Consider the following 19,219-nt stretch of genomic DNA (forward strand, 5'->3'; position numbering starts at 1 on the left):
GGCTCTGCCGCGGTGGGCGACGCGCAGACCGCGGGCGGGCGACCGCGCGAGGGGCGCGGCACGCCGGCCGAGCGGACCGGGTCCGGCGGGCCGGCGAGCGGGTCAGCCGAGCTCGACCAGCTCCGCACGGGCGAGCCGGAAGCCGGCCCCGGCCCCGTCGACGCACGTCACGCCGTTCGTCGCGCTCGTGCACGTCCAGGCACCCACCGTCGACGTCGCCCCGTACTCGAGCCTGGGGACGTCGTCCGCGGCGACAGCCGGGACGGGACCGTCGACGCACGGCAGCTCGACCCCGTCGGCGCCCGCGACCACGACGTGCCCGAGGGTCCCCGCCGCGCACGACTCGGCGCCCGGCGCGGCGAACGTGATGCTCGCGATCGAGCACGTCACGCCGTCGTCCGCCATCGTGCAGGAGATGTTGCCCGTCGGGCTCGCGAAGGTCTCGACACCCGTCGGCGCCGCGGACGGGGTCGCCGCCGACGCGGACGCGGACGCCGCCGGGTCGACGTCCGACCCGGTGTCGCGCGGACCGGTGCTGCGGAGCACACCGCTCAGGACCACCGCGGCGACCACGACCAGGGCGAGCACCAGCACGAGGTCGACCAGCAGGAACACCCTCATCCCCCGGCTCAGCCCCGCCATGCGTGACGACAGACCCACCTCGCACCCTTCCGTCGGCCGTGCGTGCGCCGCCCAGCATCACACGTGCCGGGCATGCTGCTCCACACGGGTGACCCCGCGCACCCGCCGGTCGGGCGGGAGCGCGGGGCCGGCCCGGCGGAGCGGGGTGCACCACGGGTGCGGCACGGGCCGCCGCGGGCGTCAGTCGAAGACGGGCCCCTGCGTCCGGGTGCGCTTGATCTCGTAGAAGCCCGGCACGCTGGTCACGAGCACGAAGCCGTCGAACAGGCGCCCCGCCGCCTCGCCCTTGGGCGCCGGCGTCATGACGGGACCGAAGAACGCGGTGCCGTCGATCGCGACGACGGGTGTGCCGACCTCGTCGCCCACGAGGTCGATCGCGCGCTGGTGCGACGCGCGCAGCCGCTCGTCGTGGGCGTCGGTCGAGCCGGCCTCCGCGAGCTCCGCGGGCAGGCCGACCTCGGCGAGCGACTCCGCGACGATCGCGGCGGTGTCGCGCCGCCCGCCCGGGTGCCGGCGCGTGCCCATCGCGTCGTACAGCGGCCGCAGCACCTGCGGGCCGTGCTGCTCGGCGGCGGCGACCAGCACGCGGACCGCGGCCCACGACTCGTCCATGAGCGTCCGGTACGTCTCCGGCAGGTCGCGGCCCTCGTTGAGCACGGACAGGCTCATGACGTGCCAGCGCACGTCGACGTCGCGGACCTTCTCGACCTCGACCATCCAGCGCGACGTCATCCACGCCCACGGGCAGGCCGGGTCGAACCAGAAGTCGACGGTCGTGCGGGTCGCCCCGTCGGCGGCCGTCGCGGTGGTCTCGGTCGCGGTGGTCTCGGCGGTCTGCGGCACGGCGTCTCCTCAGGGGTCGGGTCAGGTTCTTCGGGGCAACCACATCCACCGCGCGGGCATTCCGCCCGTGAAATGATCGGGTCGGCCACGAGCCACCCCGCGCCCCGAAGGAGACACCGCGTGCCTGCTGAGAACCTCACCCGTGACGAGGCCCGCGAGCGCGCGGGCGTCGTCGCCGTCGAGTCGTACGACGTCACGCTCGACCTCACCACGGGCCCGGCCACGTTCTCCTCGCGCACCGTCGTGCGGTTCACGGCGACGCCCGGCGCCGGCACGTTCCTCGACCTGATCGCCCCGACGGTGCACGAGGTCACGCTCAACGGTCGCGCGCTCGACGTCGCCGCCGTCGTCGCCGACTCGCGGATCCGCCTCGACGACCTCGCCGCCGAGAACGAGGTCGTCGTGCACGCCGACGGCGCGTACATGAACACGGGCGAGGGCCTGCACCGCTTCGTCGACCCGGTCGACGACGAGGTCTACCTGTACTCGCAGTTCGAGGTCGCCGACTCGCGCCGCGTCTTCGCGGTGTTCGAGCAGCCCGACCTCAAGGCGACGTTCGCGTTCACCGTGACCGCGCCGGCGCACTGGACCGTGGTGTCGAACTACCCCGCCGTCGGGGAGCCCGTCGCCGTCGAGGGCGGCACGAACCGCAACGGCGGACGCGACACCGGCGCCGCGACGTGGACCTTCGAGCGCACGCCGCGCATCTCGAGCTACATCACCGCGATCGTCGCCGGCCCCTACCACGCGGAGCACGGCGAGCTCACGAGCAGCGACGGGCGCACCGTCCCGCTCGGGGTCTACTGCCGCGGCTCGCTCGCGCAGCACCTCGACACCGAGAACATCCTCGACATCACCCGCGCCGGCTTCGCCTTCTACGAGGAGGCGTTCGGGGTCCCGTACCCGTTCGCGAAGTACGACCAGCTCTTCGTGCCCGAGTTCAACGCCGGGGCCATGGAGAACGCCGGTGCGGTGACGTTCCTCGAGAACTACGTCTTCCGCTCCAAGGTGCCCGACGCGACCGTCGAGCGCCGCGCCGTGACGATCCTGCACGAGCTCGCGCACATGTGGTTCGGCGACCTCGTGACGATGCGCTGGTGGGACGACCTGTGGCTCAACGAGTCGTTCGCCGAGTACGCCTCGACGCTCGCGACCGCCGAGGCGACGCGCTGGACGAGCGCCTGGAGCACGTTCTCCTCGATGGAGAAGAACTGGGCGTACCGCCAGGACCAGCTGCCCTCGACGCACCCGATCGTCGCGGACATGCGCGACCTCGAGGACGTCGAGGTCAACTTCGACGGCATCACGTACGCGAAGGGCGCGAGCGTCCTCAAGCAGCTCGTCGCGTGGGTCGGCAAGGACGAGTTCTTCGCGGGCGTGCGGAGCTACTTCGCGAAGCACGCGTGGGGCAACACCGAGCTCGCGGACCTGCTGCGCGAGCTCGAGGCCACGAGCGGGCGGGACCTGTCGGCCTGGTCCGGGCTGTGGCTCGAGCAGTCCGGCGTCACGCTGCTGCGGCCCGCCGTCGAGTCCGCACCGGGCGAGGACGGCGTCGAGACCATCACGTCGTTCGCGGTCCTCCAGGAGGTGCCGGCCGAGCACCCCGTGCAGCGCCCGCACCGCCTCGCGATCGGCGGCTACGACGTCGTCGAGCAGCCCGACGGCAGCACGGCCCTCGAGCGCACCCTGCACGTCGAGCTCGACGTGGACGGGCCCCGCACCGAGGTCCCGCAGCTCGTCGGCGAGCAGCGACCGGACCTCGTCCTGGTCAACGACGGCGACCTCGCGTACGCGAAGATCCGGCTCGACGCCCGTTCGCACGCGACCGCGCTCGAGCACCTCGGCGCGTTCACCGACTCGCTCCCGCGCACGCTCGTGTGGACGGCGATGTGGGACGCGACGCGCGACGGCGAGACCCCCGCGCGCGACTTCGTGGACCTCGTGCTCGGCAACCTGGCGCGGGAGTCCGACTCGTCGGTCGTCCAGGTGCTGCTGCGCCAGCTGTCGACCGCGCTCGAGCTGTACGTCGCACCCGAGCACCGGGCGACGACCGAGGTCGCCGCGGCGGACCGCCTGCTCGAGCTCGCCGAGCAGGCGACGGGCGGCTCCGACACCCAGCTGCAGCTGCTCAAGGCGTTCGCGGGCCGCTCCGTGACCGCGGAGCAGCTCGACGTCATCGCGGCGCTGCTCGACGGCTCGCGCACCCTCGACGGCCTGACGATCGACACCGACCTGCGCTGGGAGCTGCTGACCGCGCTCGTCACGGGCGGGCGGGCCGGCGAGCCGGAGATCGGCGGCCAGCTCGAGGCGGACCCGACGGCCACGGGTCACCGCGCCGCCGCCGCTGCCCGCGCCGCGATCCCGACGCCCGAGGCGAAGGCCGCGGCGTGGCGCTCCGCCGTCGAGAGCGACGAGCTCGCCAACGCGCTCCAGGCCGCCACGATCGGCGGCTTCGGGCGCGTGCACGACCGCGGCCTGCTCGTGCCCTACGTCGAGCCGTACTTCGCGGCGATCGAGGACGTGTGGGAGAACCGGACCAACGAGATCGCGCAGAACATCGTGCTCGGCCTCTACCCGACGGACCTCGCCGACGACGCGCGGGTCGACGTGCTCGGCGCGACCGATGCGTGGCTCGCGGCGCACCCCGACGCGGCACCCGCGCTGCGCCGGCTCGTGGTGGAGTCCCGCGACGGCGTGCGGCGCTCGCTCGCCGCCCAGGAGGCGGACCGAGCCCGCGGCTGACGACCCCGCACGACGACGGCCCGGCCCCCTCGTGGGGGCCGGGCCGTCGTCGTCGGTGCGCGTGGCGCGGGGTGTGGTCGTCCGGGACGCGCGTGGCCAGGACGCGGCCTGCCGGCCGCGGCGTGCCGTGCCGTCAGCCGCGGTCGCGGTTCAGCACCGCGGCGAGCGAGCGCAGCCGCGCGTTGTCGAACAGCTCCTCGACGAGGACCACCTGCCCGGCGCCGTCCGCGAGCGGGACCTTCCAGTTCGGGTACTCCTGGTCCGTGCCCGGCTGGTTCTGCGCGCGCCGCTCCCCCACGGCGTCCGCGAGCGAGACCCCGACGAGCGCGGCCGGGCTCTCGAGGACCCACGCGTGCAGCGCCTCGACGGTCTCGCGCTCGGACGGCTGCGGCCCGACGAGCCCGCGTCCCCGCAGCGCCTCGACCATCTGCTCACGCTCGGTGCGCGCGGCCCGGCGCACCTGCTCGACCGGCTCGGACAGCAGCCCGAGGCGGTCGCGGATCGTCACGTGCTCCTCGGCGAGGTAACCCGCGCTGGGCGGCAGGTCGTGCGTCGTGACGCTCGCCAGCGCGAGGCGACGGTACTCCTCGGGGGCGAGGGGCTTGCCGGCGTGGTCCTTCTCGAACCACAGCACCGACGTGCCGAGCACCCCGCGGTCGCTCAGGTAGTCGCGCACCCACGGCTCGAACGTGCCGAGGTCCTCGCCGATCACGACGGCACCCGCCCGGTGCGCCTCGAGCGCGAGGATGCCGACGAGGGCCTCGTGGTCGTAGCGCACGTACGCGCCCTGGTCGGCGGGCGCGCCCTCGGGGATCCACCACAGGCGGAACAGGCCGATGACGTGGTCGATCCGGATGGCGCCCGCGTGCCGGAGCACCGTGCGCAGCATGTCCCGGTAGGGCCGGTAGCCGACGCGCGCGAGCCGCTCGGGGTGCCACGGCGGCTGCGACCAGTTCTGGCCCTGCTGGTTGTACATGTCGGGCGGCGCACCGACGGTCGCGCCCGTCGCGAGCACGTCGCCGAGCGCCCAGACGTCCGCGCCCTCCGGGTGCACCCCGACGGCCAGGTCGTGCATGATCCCGATCGTCATGCCGCCCTCGTGCGCGGCACGCTGGGCCGCCGCGAGCTGGGAGTCCGCGACCCACTGCAGCCAGCAGTAGAAGTCGACCCGGCCCGCGAGCTCGGTGCGGGCACGCTCGACGAACGCCGAGGACAGGTCCAGCGCACCGGCCGGCCACGGCTCCCCGGCGTACTTCTCCACGAGCGCGCACCACAGCCCGAAGTCCTCGAGGCCCTGGCCCTCGTCCTCGCGGTAGTCCTCGAACGCCGCCTGGCGCGCCGCGGAGCGGGGAGCGGCGAACACGACCTCGAGCGCCGAGCGCTTGGCGTCCCACGCCACGTCGCGGTCGATCGGGCCCGCGTCGGTGTCGAGCGCCCGGGCCGGCTCGGACGCCCACTCGACGAGCGCGCGGTCCGCCGCCGAGAGGTACGCCGTCTCGCGGACGTCCTCGACGCGGATGTAGACCGGGTTCACGAACCGGCGCGTCGTCGGCAGGTACGGCGACGGCGTCAGGGGGGGCACCGGCTCGGCGGCGTGCAACGGGTTGATGAGCAGGAAGTCGGCGCCGCACGTGCGGCCCGCGAGCCAGCCGAGGTCCGCGAGGTCGGCGAGGTCCCCGACGCCCCACGACGCCCGCGAGCGCACCGAGTAGAGCTGCGTCATGAAGCCCCACGCGCGGCCGTCGCGCAGCTGCTCGGGGAGCTCGAGGGTGTTCGGGGTCACGACGACGGTCGAGCGGGCGCGGGCGCTCGGCCCGTCCGCGTGCAGCTCGTGCCAGCCGAGGGGCAGGTCGGTCGGGAGCGTGAACGTCGCGCGCCCGACGAGCCGGCCGTCGACGCTGCGCGGGTCGATCACGACGTCCGCCTGTGGCAGGTCGCGGCGACCTCCGCCCGACTCGGGGTCGAGCTCGAGCCACACGCGCACCGGATCGCCGTGCGTGACGTGCACGGCGACGTGCGCGTGGCGGCCTTCGCGGACCACGGTGACGGGTGGGAGGGTCCGCCGCCACGGCATGTCCTCGACGTGGGCGATCGCGAGCGCGATGCGCTCGGGGGACGACGCGTCGACGCCGAGCGCGCGCAGGACGCCCACGAGGGTCGAGGCGGTGACCTGGTGCTGCGTGCCGTCGTGCGCCCAGTAGTCGGGCACGATCCCGTACGCGGCGCCGAGACGTAGCAGGTCCGGGGAGGGTTCAGGGGTATGGGCTGCCACCACTTGATCCTGCCAGAGCCCCCCGGAGGACCGCAGGACGAGCGGCGCTCGGTGGCGCGCGGCGCGCTCGTGCGCAGCACCCGCGGACGGCGGTCCCGTGCGCCGGACGTGCGTGCGGCGGACGTAGCCTTGCGGACCATGAGCGCGCACGCCCCCCTGCCCGGACCCGCCCGCACCGCCCTGCCCCCTTACCCGCCCGCCGAGCGGCTCGACCTCGTCGAGGACCTGCACGGGCGCCCGGTCGCCGACCCCTACCGGTGGCTCGAGGACGCGGAGGACGCGCGGACGCAGGCGTGGTCGGACGCGCAGGACGCGCTCTACGCCGCCTACCGCGCGCGCCTCGTGCACGGCGAGGCCGTCCCGGACGGCACCTCGGCCGGTGCAGCGGCGGAGGGCCCGACGTCCACCGGGCGGCTCACCGCGCGCCTGCGCGAGCTGCTCGGCGCGGGCTTCGTCGGGGCCCCGGCGTGGCGCGGTGACCGCCGGTTCTTCTCGCGGCGCTCGGGCGACCAGGAGCACGCGGTCGTGGTCGTCGCCGAGCCGGCCCCGGGCGGCAGCGGGGACGCCGTCGAGCGCGTGCTGCTCGACCCCGTCGCGCTCGACCCCGCGGGCACCACGACCCTCGACGCGTGGCAGCCGAGCAAGGAGGGCGACCTCCTCGCGTACCAGGTGTCGTCGGGCGGCACCGAGGAGAGCGTCCTGCACGTGCTCGACGTCGCCACCGGAACCCTCGTCGACGGACCGATCGACCGGGCCCGCTACTCCCCCGTGGCCTGGCTGCCGGGCGGCGAGGCGTTCTACTACGTGCGCCGGCTCCCGCCCGAGGATCTGCCCGAGGGTGAGCAGCAGTACCACCGGCGCGTCTGGCTGCACCGGCTGGGCACCGACGCCGCGCAGGACGTCGAGGTGTTCGGTGCCGGGCTGGACCGCACGAGCTACTACGGCGTGAGCGTCTCGCGCGACGGGCGCTGGCTGCTCGTCTCGGCGTCCGCGGGCACCGCGCCGCGCTCCGACGTGTGGATCGCCGACCTGACCGCCGGGATCGAGGCGCCCGAGCTCGTCCCCGTGGTCGTCGGCGTCGACGCGCAGACGCACGCGTGGGTCGGGCGCGACGGGCGGCTCTACCTGCACACCGACCTCGACGCCCCGCGCGGCCGCGTCGCCGTCACGGACCCAACGTCACCGGGCGTCCCGCACTGGCGCACGCTGCTCGCCGAGGACCGCGAGGCCGTGCTCGAGGACGTCGCGTTCACCGACGCGGGTGGGGGCCCCGGGGACGTCGTCGAGCCCGAGCTGCTCGTCGCCGCGTGGCGCCGGCACGCCGTGAGCGAGGTCACGCTGCACGACCCGCGCACCGGCGGGCGGCTCCCCGGGGACGACGGCGCGCTGGTGCTGCCCGGGCTCGGCTCGATCGGCGGCCTCGCGACGCGCCCCGAGGGCGGCCGGGAGCTCTGGTTCTCCTACACCGACCACACCACGGTCTCGACCGTGCACCTGTTCGACGCCCGCACACGCACCACGTCCGTGTGGGCCGCGCCGCCCGGGCTGCTCGCCGACCTCCCGGACGTGCGGGTGCAGCAGCTCACGACGCCGAGCGCCGACGGCACGACGGTGCGGGCGTTCGTCGTCGCGCGGGCCGACGCGCTCGACGCCGACGGTCGCCCGCTCTCCCCCGCGCCGACGGTCCTCTACGGGTACGGCGGCTTCCAGATCTCGCTCGACCCGGCGTACTCCGCGACGACGCTCGCGTGGGTCGAGGCCGGCGGCGTCTACGTCGTGGCCAACCTGCGCGGCGGCGGCGAGGAGGGCGAGGAGTGGCACCGCAGCGGCATGCGCGGGGCCAAGCAGAACGTCTTCGACGACTTCCACGCGGTCGGCGAGCGCCTCGTCGCGGACGGCTGGACCACCCCCGACCGGCTCGCGTGCTGGGGCGGCTCCAACGGTGGGCTGCTGGTCGGTGCCGCGCTGACGCAGCGCCCCGACCTGTTCGCTGCCGTGGTGTGCTCGGCGCCGTTGCTCGACATGGTGCGCTACCAGCGCTTCGGGCTCGGCGTGACGTGGACCGAGGAGTACGGCGACGCCGACAACCCGCGCGAGCTCGACTGGCTGCTCGGGTACTCCCCGTACCACCGGGTCACCGCCGGCACCGCGTACCCGGCGACGCTGTTCACGGTCTTCGAGGGCGACTCGCGCGTCGACCCGCTGCACGCCCGCAAGCTCGCCGCAGCGCTGCAGGCGGCGACGAGCGCAGACGCCGACGTGGCACCCGTGCTGGTCCGGCGTGAGACGGGCGTCGGTCACGGCGGCCGGGCGCTGTCCCGGACCATCGGGCTGACGGTCGAGCAGCTGCAGTTCGTCGCCGACCGCACCGGGCTGCGCGCAGCGGGCGGTGGCCGGTGAGCGCCCGCACGCTGCTCGGGAGCGAGGCGACGCCCGAGCCCACCGCGACGACGCCCGGCGACGTCGTGCGCGAGGCGAACGCCGCGATGCGCTGGGTCGTCGAGGACGGGCTCCCGTGGTTCCTGCGCACCGGGCCGCGCGTCGCGGTGATCCTCCTCGTCTCGGCTCTCGTCCTGCTCGTCCTCCGACGGGCGATCCGCACCGCCACGAACCACATCGCCGACGGCACGCCGCTGCTCGAGCGGGGCCGGCTCGGCGACTCCGAGGTCGCGGCGGCGCTGCGGCGCGCGAGCCCGGTCGTCACCGCCCGCCGTGCGCAGCGCGCGCGCACGATCGGCTCGGTGCTGCGCTCGACCTCGACGATCGTCGTGGGGACGCTCGCGGTGCTCATGGTGCTCGACGCGCTAGGAGCCAACATCGCGCCATTCATCGCGTCCGCGGGGATCGTCGGCGTCGCGCTCGGCTTCGGCGCCCAGAGCCTCGTCAAGGACTTCCTCTCGGGCATGTTCATGCTGCTCGAGGACCAGTACGGCGTCGGCGACGTCGTCGACGTCGGGCACGCGACCGGGACCGTGGAGGCCGTCGCGCTGCGCGTGACCAAGATCCGCGACAGCTCCGGCACGCTCTGGTACGTCCCCAACGGGACGATGGTGCGCGTCGGGAACAAGACCCAGGGCTGGGCCAAGGCGGTCGTCGAGGTCAAGGTCGACTACTTCGCGGACCTCGACGAGGTGCGGCACGTGCTCGAGGAAGCGGTGGCGCGGGTGGCCGCGGACCCGGTGCTCGGCACCTACCTCGACGGCGAGCCGTCCGTCACGGGCATCGAGGACCTCGCGTTCGACGCCGTGACGCTCCAGGTGACCGTCAAGACCGCGCCCGCGATGCAGTGGGAGGTCGCCCGGGCGATGCGCGCCGCGGTGCGCCGCGCGCTCGAGGAGGCCGGCATCCCGCTCGGCGGACAGCGCGACCTGCTCGCGGCCTACCGCGCGCAGCTCGACGCGGCGGTGCAGGTGCCCGACGACGGGGCCGGCGCCGCCGAGGCGGCCGGGGACGGCGAGAGGCCCGCACCCGTGACGGACACGCGGCGCGAGTCGGACTCGCTCGACACGACCGCCCCGCCCGCCGACCCGGGGCCGCGCGGTCGCTGACACGGTCCCCGGGGCCCGCGCCTACCGGTGCGGGCCCTGGGCGGTCGTGCGGGCCGCTCAGCGGAGGGTGTCGAGCTCCGCGGCGAGGTTGTCGGCCTCGGGGCCGACGATGACCTGCACGACGCGGCCGGACCGGACCACGCCGAACGCGCCGGTCGCCTTGAGCGCCGTCTCGTCGACGAGCTGCGGGTCCGTCACCTCGACGCGCAGACGGGTGATGCACGGCTCCAGATCGACGACGTTCGCGTCGCCGCCCAGCGCCGCGAGGATCTGCTCTGCCTTGCTCATCGAACTCCTCAGCTCGTCCCTGCGCCGTCGTGCGCTGGTGGGGGCGCACAGGCATTCAGCCTAGTCCCGGTGGCACCGACCGGCGCGCCCGGGTCGCGGCGCGGACACGGTGCCGGTGCGTGGGGCACGGTGACGGTGCGTGGCGGTGCGAGACTGGGGCGCGTGACCTCCCCCGCTCCCGAGCCCGGCCCGGCCCACCGCGCCGACTCGTTCTACGCCGTGATCGGCGGCCACGACACCTTCGTCCGGCTCGTCGACGCGTTCTACCGCGGTGTCGCCGACGACCCGGTGCTGCGGCCGATGTACCCCGAGGAGGACCTCGGCCCCGCGGCCGAGCGCCTCACGCTGTTCCTCGAGCAGTACTGGGGCGGCCCCACGACGTACTCGGACGAGCGCGGGCACCCGCGGCTGCGCATGCGCCACGCCCCGTTCAAGGTCAACCCCGACGCCCGCGACCGCTGGCTCGCGCACATGCGCGAGGCGGTCATGGGGCTCGGGCTCGCGCCGTTGCACGAGGCGCAGCTGTGGGACTACCTCGAGCGCGCCGCGCACTCGATGCTGAACACGTTCGAGGACTGAGCCGATGACGACCGAACCCACCGCGACGACACCCACGCGGGCGCTGCTCGACGTGCTCGACCTGGGCCCGGACGCCGCGGAGCCCGACACCTTCACCGGCACGAGCCTCCCCCAGCCCAGCGGTCGCGTCTTCGGCGGCCAGGTCCTCGCGCAGGCGCTCCTCGCCGCCGGCCGCACGGTGCCGGCGACGCGCCTGCCGCACTCCCTGCACGGCTACTTCCTGCGCGCGGGAGACGTCCGGGAGCCCATCGCCTTCACCGTCGAGCGCCTCCGCGACGGCCGGTCCTTCACCGCGCGCCGCACGCACGCGCTCCAGGGCGGCGCCCCCATCCTGTCGATGATCGCGTCGTTCCAGGAGGCGCAGCCCGGCCTCGACTACGCCGAGCCGATGCCGGACGCCCCCGACCCGGAGGACGTCGTCTCCGCGGACACCCACCTCGCCGGCATCGACCACCCGGTCGCGCGGTTCTGGAGCCAGGAGAGCGCGTTCGACGTCCGGCACGTCGAGGGCGCGATCTACCTCGGCGGCTCGGGCGACCCGACGGGCCAGCAGATGGTGTGGGTCCGCTCGCGCGAGACCCTGCCGGACGACCAGCTCCTGCACCGGGCGCTCCTCGCATTCGCGTGCGACCAGGTGATGCTCGAGCCGGTCCTGCGCCGCAGCGGCCACAGCTGGGCGACCCGCGGGCTGTCGATCGCGAGCCTCGACCACGCGATGTGGTGGCACCGCGACGTGCGCGTCGACGACTGGCTGCTCTACACGCAGACGGCGCCGAGCGCGCAGGGCGGACGCGGCCTCGGCGCGGCCCGGGTGTTCACCCGCGACGGGACGCACGTCGCGTCGATCGCGCAGGAGGGCATGGTCCGGGTCCCGGACTGACGGGCTCCCCCCGCGCGGTCCGTCACTCGTCCGGCGGGGTCGCAGGCCCGGTGCCGTCTCACCGTCCGACGGGCTCGCCGCGCGGTCGGCGCGCCGCCGGGTGAGACTGCCCGCATGCCCAGGCTGCGCCGCGCTCGTGTCGACGGTCCCGGCTGGACGCGTCGTCGCGCCGGCCGGGGCTCCTACTACCTCGACGAGCACGGCGAGCGGATCACCGACGAGGACGACCTCGACCGCATCGCCTCGCTCGCGATCCCGCCGGCCTGGCGCGACGTGTGGATCAGCCCGCACGCGAACGCGCACATCCAGGCCACGGGGATGGACGACGCCGGGCGCCGCCAGTACCTCTACCACGCGCAGTGGCGGCTGCGCCGGGACCGCCTCAAGCACGACAAGGTCCTCCAGGTGGCCCGCAGCCTGCCCGCGGCGCGGCGCCGGGTCCGCAAGGACCTCGACCTCGACGGCATGCCGCGCGAGAAGGTGCTCGCGCTCGCGTTCCGGCTGCTCGACCTCGCGTACTTCCGCGCGGGCGGCGAGGGGTACGCCGCGAAGAACGGCTCGTACGGCCTGGCGACGCTCCAGAAGGAGCACGTGCGGATCCTGCGCCCCGAGACGCCCGACGGCGAGGGGCGCGTGCACTTCCACTACCCCGCGAAGTCCGGCCAGGTGCGCGACGTGGTCATCGAGGACGACGAGGTCGCGACGCTCCTGCGCCGGCTCGTGCGCCGCAACGACGACGCCGGCGACCTGCTCGCGTGGCAGGACGGCGACACGTGGCACGACGTCACCAGCGCCGACGTCGTCGCCTACGTCAAGGACCGGCTCGGGTCCGACGCGAGCCCCAAGGACTTCCGCACGTGGCACGCGACCGTGCTGGCCGCGCGCGCCCTGGCCGACGCCGGCGCTCCACCCCGGTCCGAGCGCGCCCGCCGCACGGTGGTCACCGAGGTCGTCCGGGACGTCGCGGGCGAGCTCGGGAACACCCCGACGGTGTGCCGCGCGTCGTACATCGACCCCCGCGTGATCGACCTCTGGGAGCGCGGGCACACCATCCGCCCGACGCGCTCGCGGCTCGTGGCGGAGAAGGAGACGCTCGCGCTGCTCGCCTGAGCGGATGCGGACCCGGCCCAGCCGGGCTCAGACTGCGACATGACCGACGACGCCCGGCCCGCGCCGGACCTTCTGCCCGAGCCCGTCGCACCCTCCCTCCCGGGACTCGTGCCGGGGCTCGGCGACGACGGCCGCCCCGCACCCGACGCACCCCTCGTGGCGGTCACGGGCGTCACCGGCTACGTCGGCGGCCGGCTCGTCCCCGAGCTGCTCGCCGCGGGGTACCGGGTGCGCGCGCTCGCCCGCAACCCCGACCGGCTGCGCGGGCGGCCCTGGTACGCCGACGTCGAGGTCGCCCAGGCCGACGCCGGCGAGCTCGAGGAGATCCGGGCGGCCCTGCGCGGCGTGCGGATCGCCTACTACCTGATCCACGCGCTCGGGACCGGGCCCACGTTCGAGGCCCGCGACCGGCGCACCGCGCTGACGTTCGCGCAGGCGGCGCGCGAGGCCGGCGTCGAGCGCATCGTCTACCTCGGCGGGCTCTACCCCGAGGGCGAGGAGCTCTCGCCGCACCTCGCGTCCCGCACCGAGGTCGGCGAGATCCTGCTCGCGTCGGGCGTCCCGACGACCGTGCTGCGCGCCGCCGTCATCCTCGGCTCGGGCTCGGCGTCGTTCGAGATGATGCGCTACCTCACCGAGCGGCTGCCCGCCATGACCGTGCCGCGCTGGGTCGAGAACCGCATCCAGCCCATCGCGATCCGCGACGTGCTGCGCTACCTCGTCGGCTCGGCCGCGATGCCGCCGGACGTGAGTCGCGGCTTCGACATCGGCGGCCCCGACGTCCTGACCTACCGCGAGATGATGCAACGCTACGCCCAGGCCGCGGGGCTCCCCCGCCGGGTCATCGTCGGCGTGGGCGTGCTCACGCCGCGGCTGTCGAGCCTGTGGGTGTCGCTCGTGACCCCGGTGCCGTCGGGCCTCGCACGCCCGCTCGTCGAGTCGCTCGTGCACGAGGTCGTGTGCGACGAGCACGACATCGCGGAGCACGTCCCCGACCCTCCCGGCGGCCTCATCGGCTTCGACCGGGCCGTGCGCCTCGCGCTCCAGCGCATCCAGGACGCCGACGTCACGACGCGGTGGTCCTCGGCGTCGGTCACGGGAGCGCCGAGCGACCCGCTGCCGGGCGACCCCGACTGGGCGGGCGGCTCGATGTACGTCGACGAGCGGCGCGTCGAGGTGGACGCCTCGCCCGAGGCGCTGTGGCGGGTCATCGAGACGATCGGCGGCGAGGCGGGCTGGTACTCCTGGCCCCTCGCGTGGCAGCTGCGCGGGATCGCGGACAAGCTCGTCGGCGGCCCGGGGCTGCGTCGCGGGCGCCGGCCCGGGCGGCTGCTCGTGGACGACGCCGTCGACTGGTGGCGCGTCGAGGAGGTCGAGCCGGGCGCGCTGCTGCGGCTGCGCGCCGAGATGCGGGTCCCGGGCCTGGCGTGGCTCGAGCTGCGGGTCGAGCCGGTCGAGGGAGACCACCGGACGGTCTTCGCGCAGCGCGCGCTCTTCCACCCGCACGGTCTCGCGGGCCAGCTCTACTGGGGTGCGGTCTACCCGTTCCACGGCATCGTGTTCGGCGGGATGCAGCGGAACATCGCCCGCGCGGCCGAGACCGCGGAGCGTGCCCGCACGGACCGGCGGCCCAGCGGGGAGCACGCGCGCTCGCGCACGTGAGCCGGGAGCGACATTCACGCCCACGCCCGACGGCCGTCGGCCGTCGGCCCGGCTGGGCCTCGCGGGGACCACCCGGGCGATCCCCGGACGGCTCAGCGGCGGTGCCGCAGCCGGACGGGCTCCTCGAGGTAGACCTCCCACGCGGCGCGCACCTCGGGACCGATGCGCCGGGGCGACCCGGTCGCGGTGTCGACGAGGACCACCGTCGTGAGCGCACGGGCGAACACCGTGCCCCCGTCGGCCTCCGGTGCGTCCCGCACCTCGTAGCAGACGTCGAGGCTCGCACCGCCGAGGTGCCCGATCCACATCTCGACGAGCACCGGCGTCCGCCGGTAGCCCAGCGGCCGCAGGTACTCGATCTCCTGGCGCGCGACCAGCGTCGACAGCTCGGCCCCCGGCCCGGCGTCGAGCACGGCCGTCGGCCACGTCCCCTCCGGGGCGTCGGCGGACGGCACCTGACGCCAGAACGCCTGGATGCGCGCCTCCTCGAGCAGCGTCAGCATCGCGACGTTGTTGACGTGCGCGTATGCGTCCATGTCGGACCAGCGCAGCTGCACGGGGACCACGAGCCTGGTCACGGGGATCTCCTTCGGTGGGGGCGAACGGGGGTCGGGGCGCGCTCGCTCACCGTCACGGCGCCAGGCCGGACGGTGTCAGCGAGCGGCGCGACGCGCTCCGTCACGGCACCGCTCGAGCGCCGCGAGCTCCGACGTCACGGGCTCGACGACGAGCCGCCCGGCGACGACGTCGATCGCCTCGCGCAGCCGTCGCCGCACCCGCGTCGCCCTCCGACGGGCCCCCACGCCCCCGGCCACCCGGCCGAGCAGCGCCACGAGCAGCCCGGCGAGCCCGCCGCCGATCGCGAGCACCGTCGGGGCAGGCAACTCCCACCACACGGGCGTCGGCGGCGCGGGCAGCTGGAGGTAGGCCGCGCCGGCGAGCAGCGCGAGCCACAGCAGCCCCGCGACGAGCGCCGCGAACAGCACCCACTGCAGGGCACCGAGCAGCCCCCACCACGCCGGGCGCCGCTCCGCCTCGAGCCGTGTCCCGGCCACCGCTCGGTCGAGCGCGTCGGCCAGTCCGTCGGTCGTGGCGCGTCGGCGCGCGGCGAGGACCCAGTCGTCGGGCGACCCCGCCGTCGCGGCGTCCGCGTAGTTCCGCACCGCGGTCGCGGCGCGCGCGCGTGCTGCCGGTCCCGGCGTCGGGAGGGACGTGCGGGCGAGGTCGGGTCGTTGCTCGTCGGAGCGGCCGGTGCCGAGCCCGAGCCGCCGCAGCGGGTCGGGCCGGAAGCGCGCGAGCCAGCGCGTGGCGGGCCAGCCCGTGGCGGCGCGCGCCTGCCGCGCCGCGGAGCGCCGCACGGCGGTCACGACCGTCGGGACCGCGGCTGCCTCCTCGAGCGCGGAGACGAGCTCCGCGCGCGCCTGCTTGGCTGCACGGTTGGCGGGGGCCTCACCGCACGCGGCGAGCAGCTCGCGGGCCGCACGGCGGACGTCGGCACGGACGCGCTCGGTGGCGGCCTCACGCCGCTGCGCCGCCGCGGCGAGCAGGGCCTGGAGGTCGGGGACACCCTCACCGGTGCGTGCACTGACCGCGAGCACGGGGACGTCGCGGAGCCCGTCCTCCGCGGCGAGCCGGCGCAGGTCCGCCAGGCAGCGCTCGCGCTCGTCCAGGGGCAGGCGGTCGGCGTGGTTGAGCACGAGCACGACGACCGCGGAGTGCCCGGCGAGCGGGCGGAGGTAGCGCACGTGCAGCGCGGCGTCGGCGTACTTCTGGGGGTCGACGACCCACACGAGGAGGTCGACGCGGCCGTAGAGGCGCTCGGCACGCACGCGGTGCTCGGTCTGCACCGAGTCGTGGTCGGGCAGGTCGAGCAGCACCAGGCCCGTCGTGACGCCCGACGGCGTGACCGTCCCGGCGACCTCGTGGCGCTCGTCGACGCCGAGCCAGTCGAGCAGGGCGTGCGCGGCACCGTCCTCCCCGGACGCACCGCCCGGACCCTCGGGCGCCAGCACCGCCGTACCGGTCCGGGACGGGCCGCTGCGCACCGTGCCCGTCCCCGCCGTGCCCGCCCCCGCCGTGCCCGCCCCCGCCGTGCCCGCCCCCGCCGTGCCCGTTCCCGCTGCACCGGTCCCTGCCCTGCCGGTGCCCGCCGCACCCGTTCCTGCGGTACCCGCCCCGGCCGCTCCGTCGCGCGCGGCGTCCTCACCCGCGGGGGTGGGCCAGACGGCGGCGAGCGCACGGCCGGTGGTGGGCCTCCGCACGCCCGGGACGGCGAGGTCGGCGCCCGCGACGGCGTTGAGCAGCGAGGACTTCCCCGAGCCGGTCGCCCCGGCGAGCGCGACGACGGTGTAGTCCCCCGACAGTGCCGCCCGCTCCCGGGCGTGCGCGAGCACGGTGTCGACGTCGTCGAGGACCCGCTGCGGGAGCCGGCCCTGACCCGCGTCGACGGCCTCCGCGAGCGCGTCGACCTGAACGGCGAGGTCCCGGCCCGGTGCGCGGCCGCTGCGTCGGGCGCTCACGCGTCCTGGCCGTCCTGCGGCGCACCGGTGACGCGTCGCCACCAGGACCGCAGCCGGCCCTCGGGCGGCTGCCCGGGCGACGGTGCCCCGGTGCGCTGCGCACTCGTCCCCGCCGGGGCGAGAGGGGCGTCGGCGCCGTCCGTCGTGCCGCCGGGCGCGTCCCGGCCCGTGAACCCGTTCCCGCGCTCGGCGGCCAGGTGCGCGAGCACGCCGGCGCCGCGGAGGCGTCCGGCCTCGGCGCCCGGGACACCGGCGACCGGCGCCGCGTCCGACGCCGCGGCCGCTCCCTCGGCGCGCGCCGCCGCCGCGGTGACCTGGGCGACCGCCGTGCGCAGGGGATCGCCGCTCGCGTCCGCGGTGCCGAGCGCGTCGAGCTGCGCGGTGAACCGCGCGGCCTGACCGGCGAGCACCGCGCGGACGCGCACCGCGAGCCGCTCGTGGGCCTCGCGGGCGAGCTGGCGCACGGCCTCGTCGCCGAACACCGCCTCGAGGAGCCGCTGCGCCAGGATCGCCGCGCCGCCCGCGATGCCGACCTCGGCACCCGTCAGGCCACCGGTCGACGCGAACACCGCGACCATGAGCGCAGCACCGAGCCCGTTGACCCCGTAGGAGACAGCACGTGCGGTCGTGCGCTTGTCGGCGCCCTCCCGCTCGACGAGCGCGAGGACGTCCGACTGCCACCCACGGATCTGCTCCGCGACCTGACCGCGCAGGTCCCCCGACGCGCGGGACAGCGCGAGGCCCTCGAGCAGCGCGACACCCGCCGGGTCGGTGCGCCAGGCCGAGTGCGCGCGCTCGGCGGCGTCCTCCGCGGCGTCGAGCACGACGGCTTCGAGCCCGTGCCCGATCGCGTGCGCGAGAGCCGGCTCGGGCGCCCGCTGACCGCGGAACGCGGCGGTGATCCGGTCACGGAGGCCCGAGACCTTCTGCTCGACCGCCCGCAGGAACTCGCCGGTCCCGACGACGTCCTGCCAGCGCGCGAGCACCTCGCCCCGCAGCATCGTGCCGTCGGACGTCGCGCGCTCGACCTGCGTGGCGGCGTCCTCGTAGGCGGCGGCGACCGCGGCACGCAGCCGGGCGTCGGCCGCGCGCTGGTCGTCCGCGGCGCGGGCGAGGTCCTCGGCGCGCACGAGCACGTCGCGGGTCACGCCCTCGCGGGTCCCACGGATCACGCGAGCCCGCGCTGCGGGGTCGCCGCCGAGTGCCGTGAGCCAGTCCGCGACGGCGCCGACCGCGACCTCGGGGAGCAGGCCCCCGTCCGTCGAGGTCTCCGGAACCAGGAGGACCGTCGCCTCGGCGAGGTCGTGCTCGTCGAGCATCTGCCGCAGGTGCGCGCTCACGAGCGCCTCGGTGCCGTCGTCGACCCGGTCGAGCACGAGCGCGAGGTGGACGCGGCGGCGCGCCGCGGCCCCGAGCAGCTCCCACGGGACGGCGTCCGCGTAGCGCGCGGCGGTCGTGACGAACAGCCACAGGTCCGCCGCCGCGAGCAGCTGCGTCGCGAGCGCGCGGTTCTCCTCGACGACCGAGTCGATGTCGGGTGCGTCGAGCAGCGCGAGCCCGGGCGGCAGGGCGGGTGACGACACGAGCCGCAGCCCGGCGCCGTGCCCGTCCGTGGCCGTCGCGGCAGGCCCGGTGAGGTGAGCAGCGGTCGAGACCCCTCCACCCGAGCCGCCCCCGGGGCCACCGGGAACGGCCGCGCCGCCCCCGGTCGCACCGGCGCCGCCCGACCAGCCCGCGCTGCCGCTCGCTGCCGCGCCGCCGCCGTCGGCCGCGCTCTTCGCGAGGTCCACCCGCGCGCCGACGAGGCGCGCGAGACCGGGCAGCACGCGGTCCGTCGAGAACCACCGTGCGTCGAGGGGGTGGTGCACCAGCACCGGCCACCGGGTCGTCGGCCGGAGCACGCCCGACGTCGTGACCTGCTCGCCGAGCAGCGAGTTCACGAGCGTCGACTTGCCCGCACCCGTCGACCCGCCGACCACGACGAGCAGCGGGGCGTTCTCCGCCCGCAGCCGTGGCAGCAGGTAGTCGTCGAGCTGGTCGAGCACCTGCGCGGGATCGCCATCCCCCCCAACTCCCCACAAACCACCACAACGGAAAAAAGGGTGGGCGAAGTGAGAAAGGAGAAACACGAAGG

14 protein-coding genes are annotated in these 19,219 nt (G+C 75.7%); 7 read left to right on the plus strand and 7 right to left on the minus strand.

Features of this window, described 5'->3' with window-relative positions:
• Positions 1-102 precede the first annotated feature (102 nt).
• Both ACWFNE_RS14915 and ACWFNE_RS14920 read right to left on the minus strand, forming a co-directional pair.
• Positions 103-621, minus strand: coding sequence for a hypothetical protein (locus ACWFNE_RS14915; RefSeq protein WP_452123211.1), 519 nt, complete (start codon positions 619-621; stop codon positions 103-105).
• 201 nt (positions 622-822) lie between these two features.
• A complete protein-coding gene (locus ACWFNE_RS14920; protein WP_452123212.1) occupies positions 823-1,485 on the minus strand; it encodes a mycothiol-dependent nitroreductase Rv2466c family protein in 663 nt (220 codons plus the stop codon).
• Between the two features lie 120 nt (positions 1,486-1,605).
• Between ACWFNE_RS14920 and pepN the strand changes: the two genes are divergently transcribed.
• Positions 1,606-4,227 (plus strand): aminopeptidase N, encoded by a 2,622-nt coding sequence (gene pepN, locus ACWFNE_RS14925; protein WP_452123213.1) that lies wholly within the window; start codon positions 1,606-1,608, stop codon positions 4,225-4,227.
• 133 nt (positions 4,228-4,360) lie between these two features.
• Here pepN and malQ read toward each other — a convergent pair whose 3' ends face one another.
• Positions 4,361-6,499, minus strand: a complete 2,139-nt coding sequence (malQ, locus tag ACWFNE_RS14930) for a 4-alpha-glucanotransferase (protein ID WP_452123214.1) — start codon at positions 6,497-6,499, stop codon at positions 4,361-4,363.
• Between the two features lie 138 nt (positions 6,500-6,637).
• Here malQ and ACWFNE_RS14935 point away from each other — a divergent pair, with 138 nt between their 5' ends.
• Both ACWFNE_RS14935 and ACWFNE_RS14940 read left to right on the plus strand, forming a co-directional pair.
• Complete coding sequence (locus ACWFNE_RS14935; RefSeq protein WP_452123215.1) at positions 6,638-8,899, plus strand: prolyl oligopeptidase family serine peptidase; 2,262 nt, start codon at positions 6,638-6,640, stop codon at positions 8,897-8,899.
• Complete coding sequence (locus tag ACWFNE_RS14940; protein WP_452123216.1) at positions 8,896-10,047, plus strand: mechanosensitive ion channel family protein; 1,152 nt, start codon at positions 8,896-8,898, stop codon at positions 10,045-10,047. Before ACWFNE_RS14935 ends, ACWFNE_RS14940 begins: the two co-directional genes overlap by 4 nt.
• Before the next feature lie 57 nt (positions 10,048-10,104).
• Here ACWFNE_RS14940 and ACWFNE_RS14945 read toward each other — a convergent pair whose 3' ends face one another.
• The gene (locus tag ACWFNE_RS14945) at positions 10,105-10,335 is read right to left on the minus strand and encodes a glucose PTS transporter subunit EIIB (protein ID WP_034624861.1); all 231 of its coding nucleotides are present in this window, start codon (positions 10,333-10,335) and stop codon (positions 10,105-10,107) included.
• 162 nt (positions 10,336-10,497) lie between these two features.
• Here ACWFNE_RS14945 and ACWFNE_RS14950 point away from each other — a divergent pair, with 162 nt between their 5' ends.
• From ACWFNE_RS14950 to ACWFNE_RS14965, 4 genes are all read left to right on the plus strand, one after another.
• Positions 10,498-10,914 carry a globin gene (locus ACWFNE_RS14950; RefSeq protein ID WP_452123217.1) on the plus strand — a complete coding sequence of 139 codons (417 nt, stop codon included), beginning with the start codon at positions 10,498-10,500 and terminating at the stop codon, positions 10,912-10,914.
• Positions 10,915-10,918: 4 nt separating this feature from the next.
• Positions 10,919-11,794 (plus strand): acyl-CoA thioesterase, encoded by an 876-nt coding sequence (locus ACWFNE_RS14955; protein WP_452123218.1) that lies wholly within the window; start codon positions 10,919-10,921, stop codon positions 11,792-11,794.
• A 114-nt stretch (positions 11,795-11,908) separates the two neighbouring features.
• Positions 11,909-12,904, plus strand: coding sequence for a DNA topoisomerase IB (locus ACWFNE_RS14960; protein WP_452123219.1), 996 nt, complete (start codon positions 11,909-11,911; stop codon positions 12,902-12,904).
• Between the two features lie 39 nt (positions 12,905-12,943).
• On the plus strand, positions 12,944-14,566 hold the full coding sequence (locus ACWFNE_RS14965; RefSeq protein WP_452123220.1) for an SDR family oxidoreductase: 1,623 nt from the start codon (positions 12,944-12,946) through the stop codon (positions 14,564-14,566).
• Positions 14,567-14,658: 92 nt separating this feature from the next.
• Here ACWFNE_RS14965 and ACWFNE_RS14970 read toward each other — a convergent pair whose 3' ends face one another.
• From ACWFNE_RS14970 to ACWFNE_RS14980, 3 genes are all read right to left on the minus strand, one after another.
• Positions 14,659-15,144, minus strand: a complete 486-nt coding sequence (locus tag ACWFNE_RS14970) for an acyl-CoA thioesterase (RefSeq protein WP_452123221.1) — start codon at positions 15,142-15,144, stop codon at positions 14,659-14,661.
• A gap of 75 nt (positions 15,145-15,219) precedes the next feature.
• Positions 15,220-17,085 carry a GTP-binding protein HSR1 gene (locus ACWFNE_RS14975; RefSeq protein WP_452123222.1) on the minus strand — a complete coding sequence of 622 codons (1,866 nt, stop codon included), beginning with the start codon at positions 17,083-17,085 and terminating at the stop codon, positions 15,220-15,222.
• Positions 17,082-19,130, minus strand: coding sequence for an ABC transporter (locus tag ACWFNE_RS14980; RefSeq protein ID WP_452123223.1), 2,049 nt, complete (start codon positions 19,128-19,130; stop codon positions 17,082-17,084). Before ACWFNE_RS14980 ends, ACWFNE_RS14975 begins: the two co-directional genes overlap by 4 nt.
• Between the last annotated feature and the right edge of the window lie 89 nt (positions 19,131-19,219).

The sequence above is a fragment of the Cellulomonas sp. NPDC055163 genome (assembly GCF_053607065.1).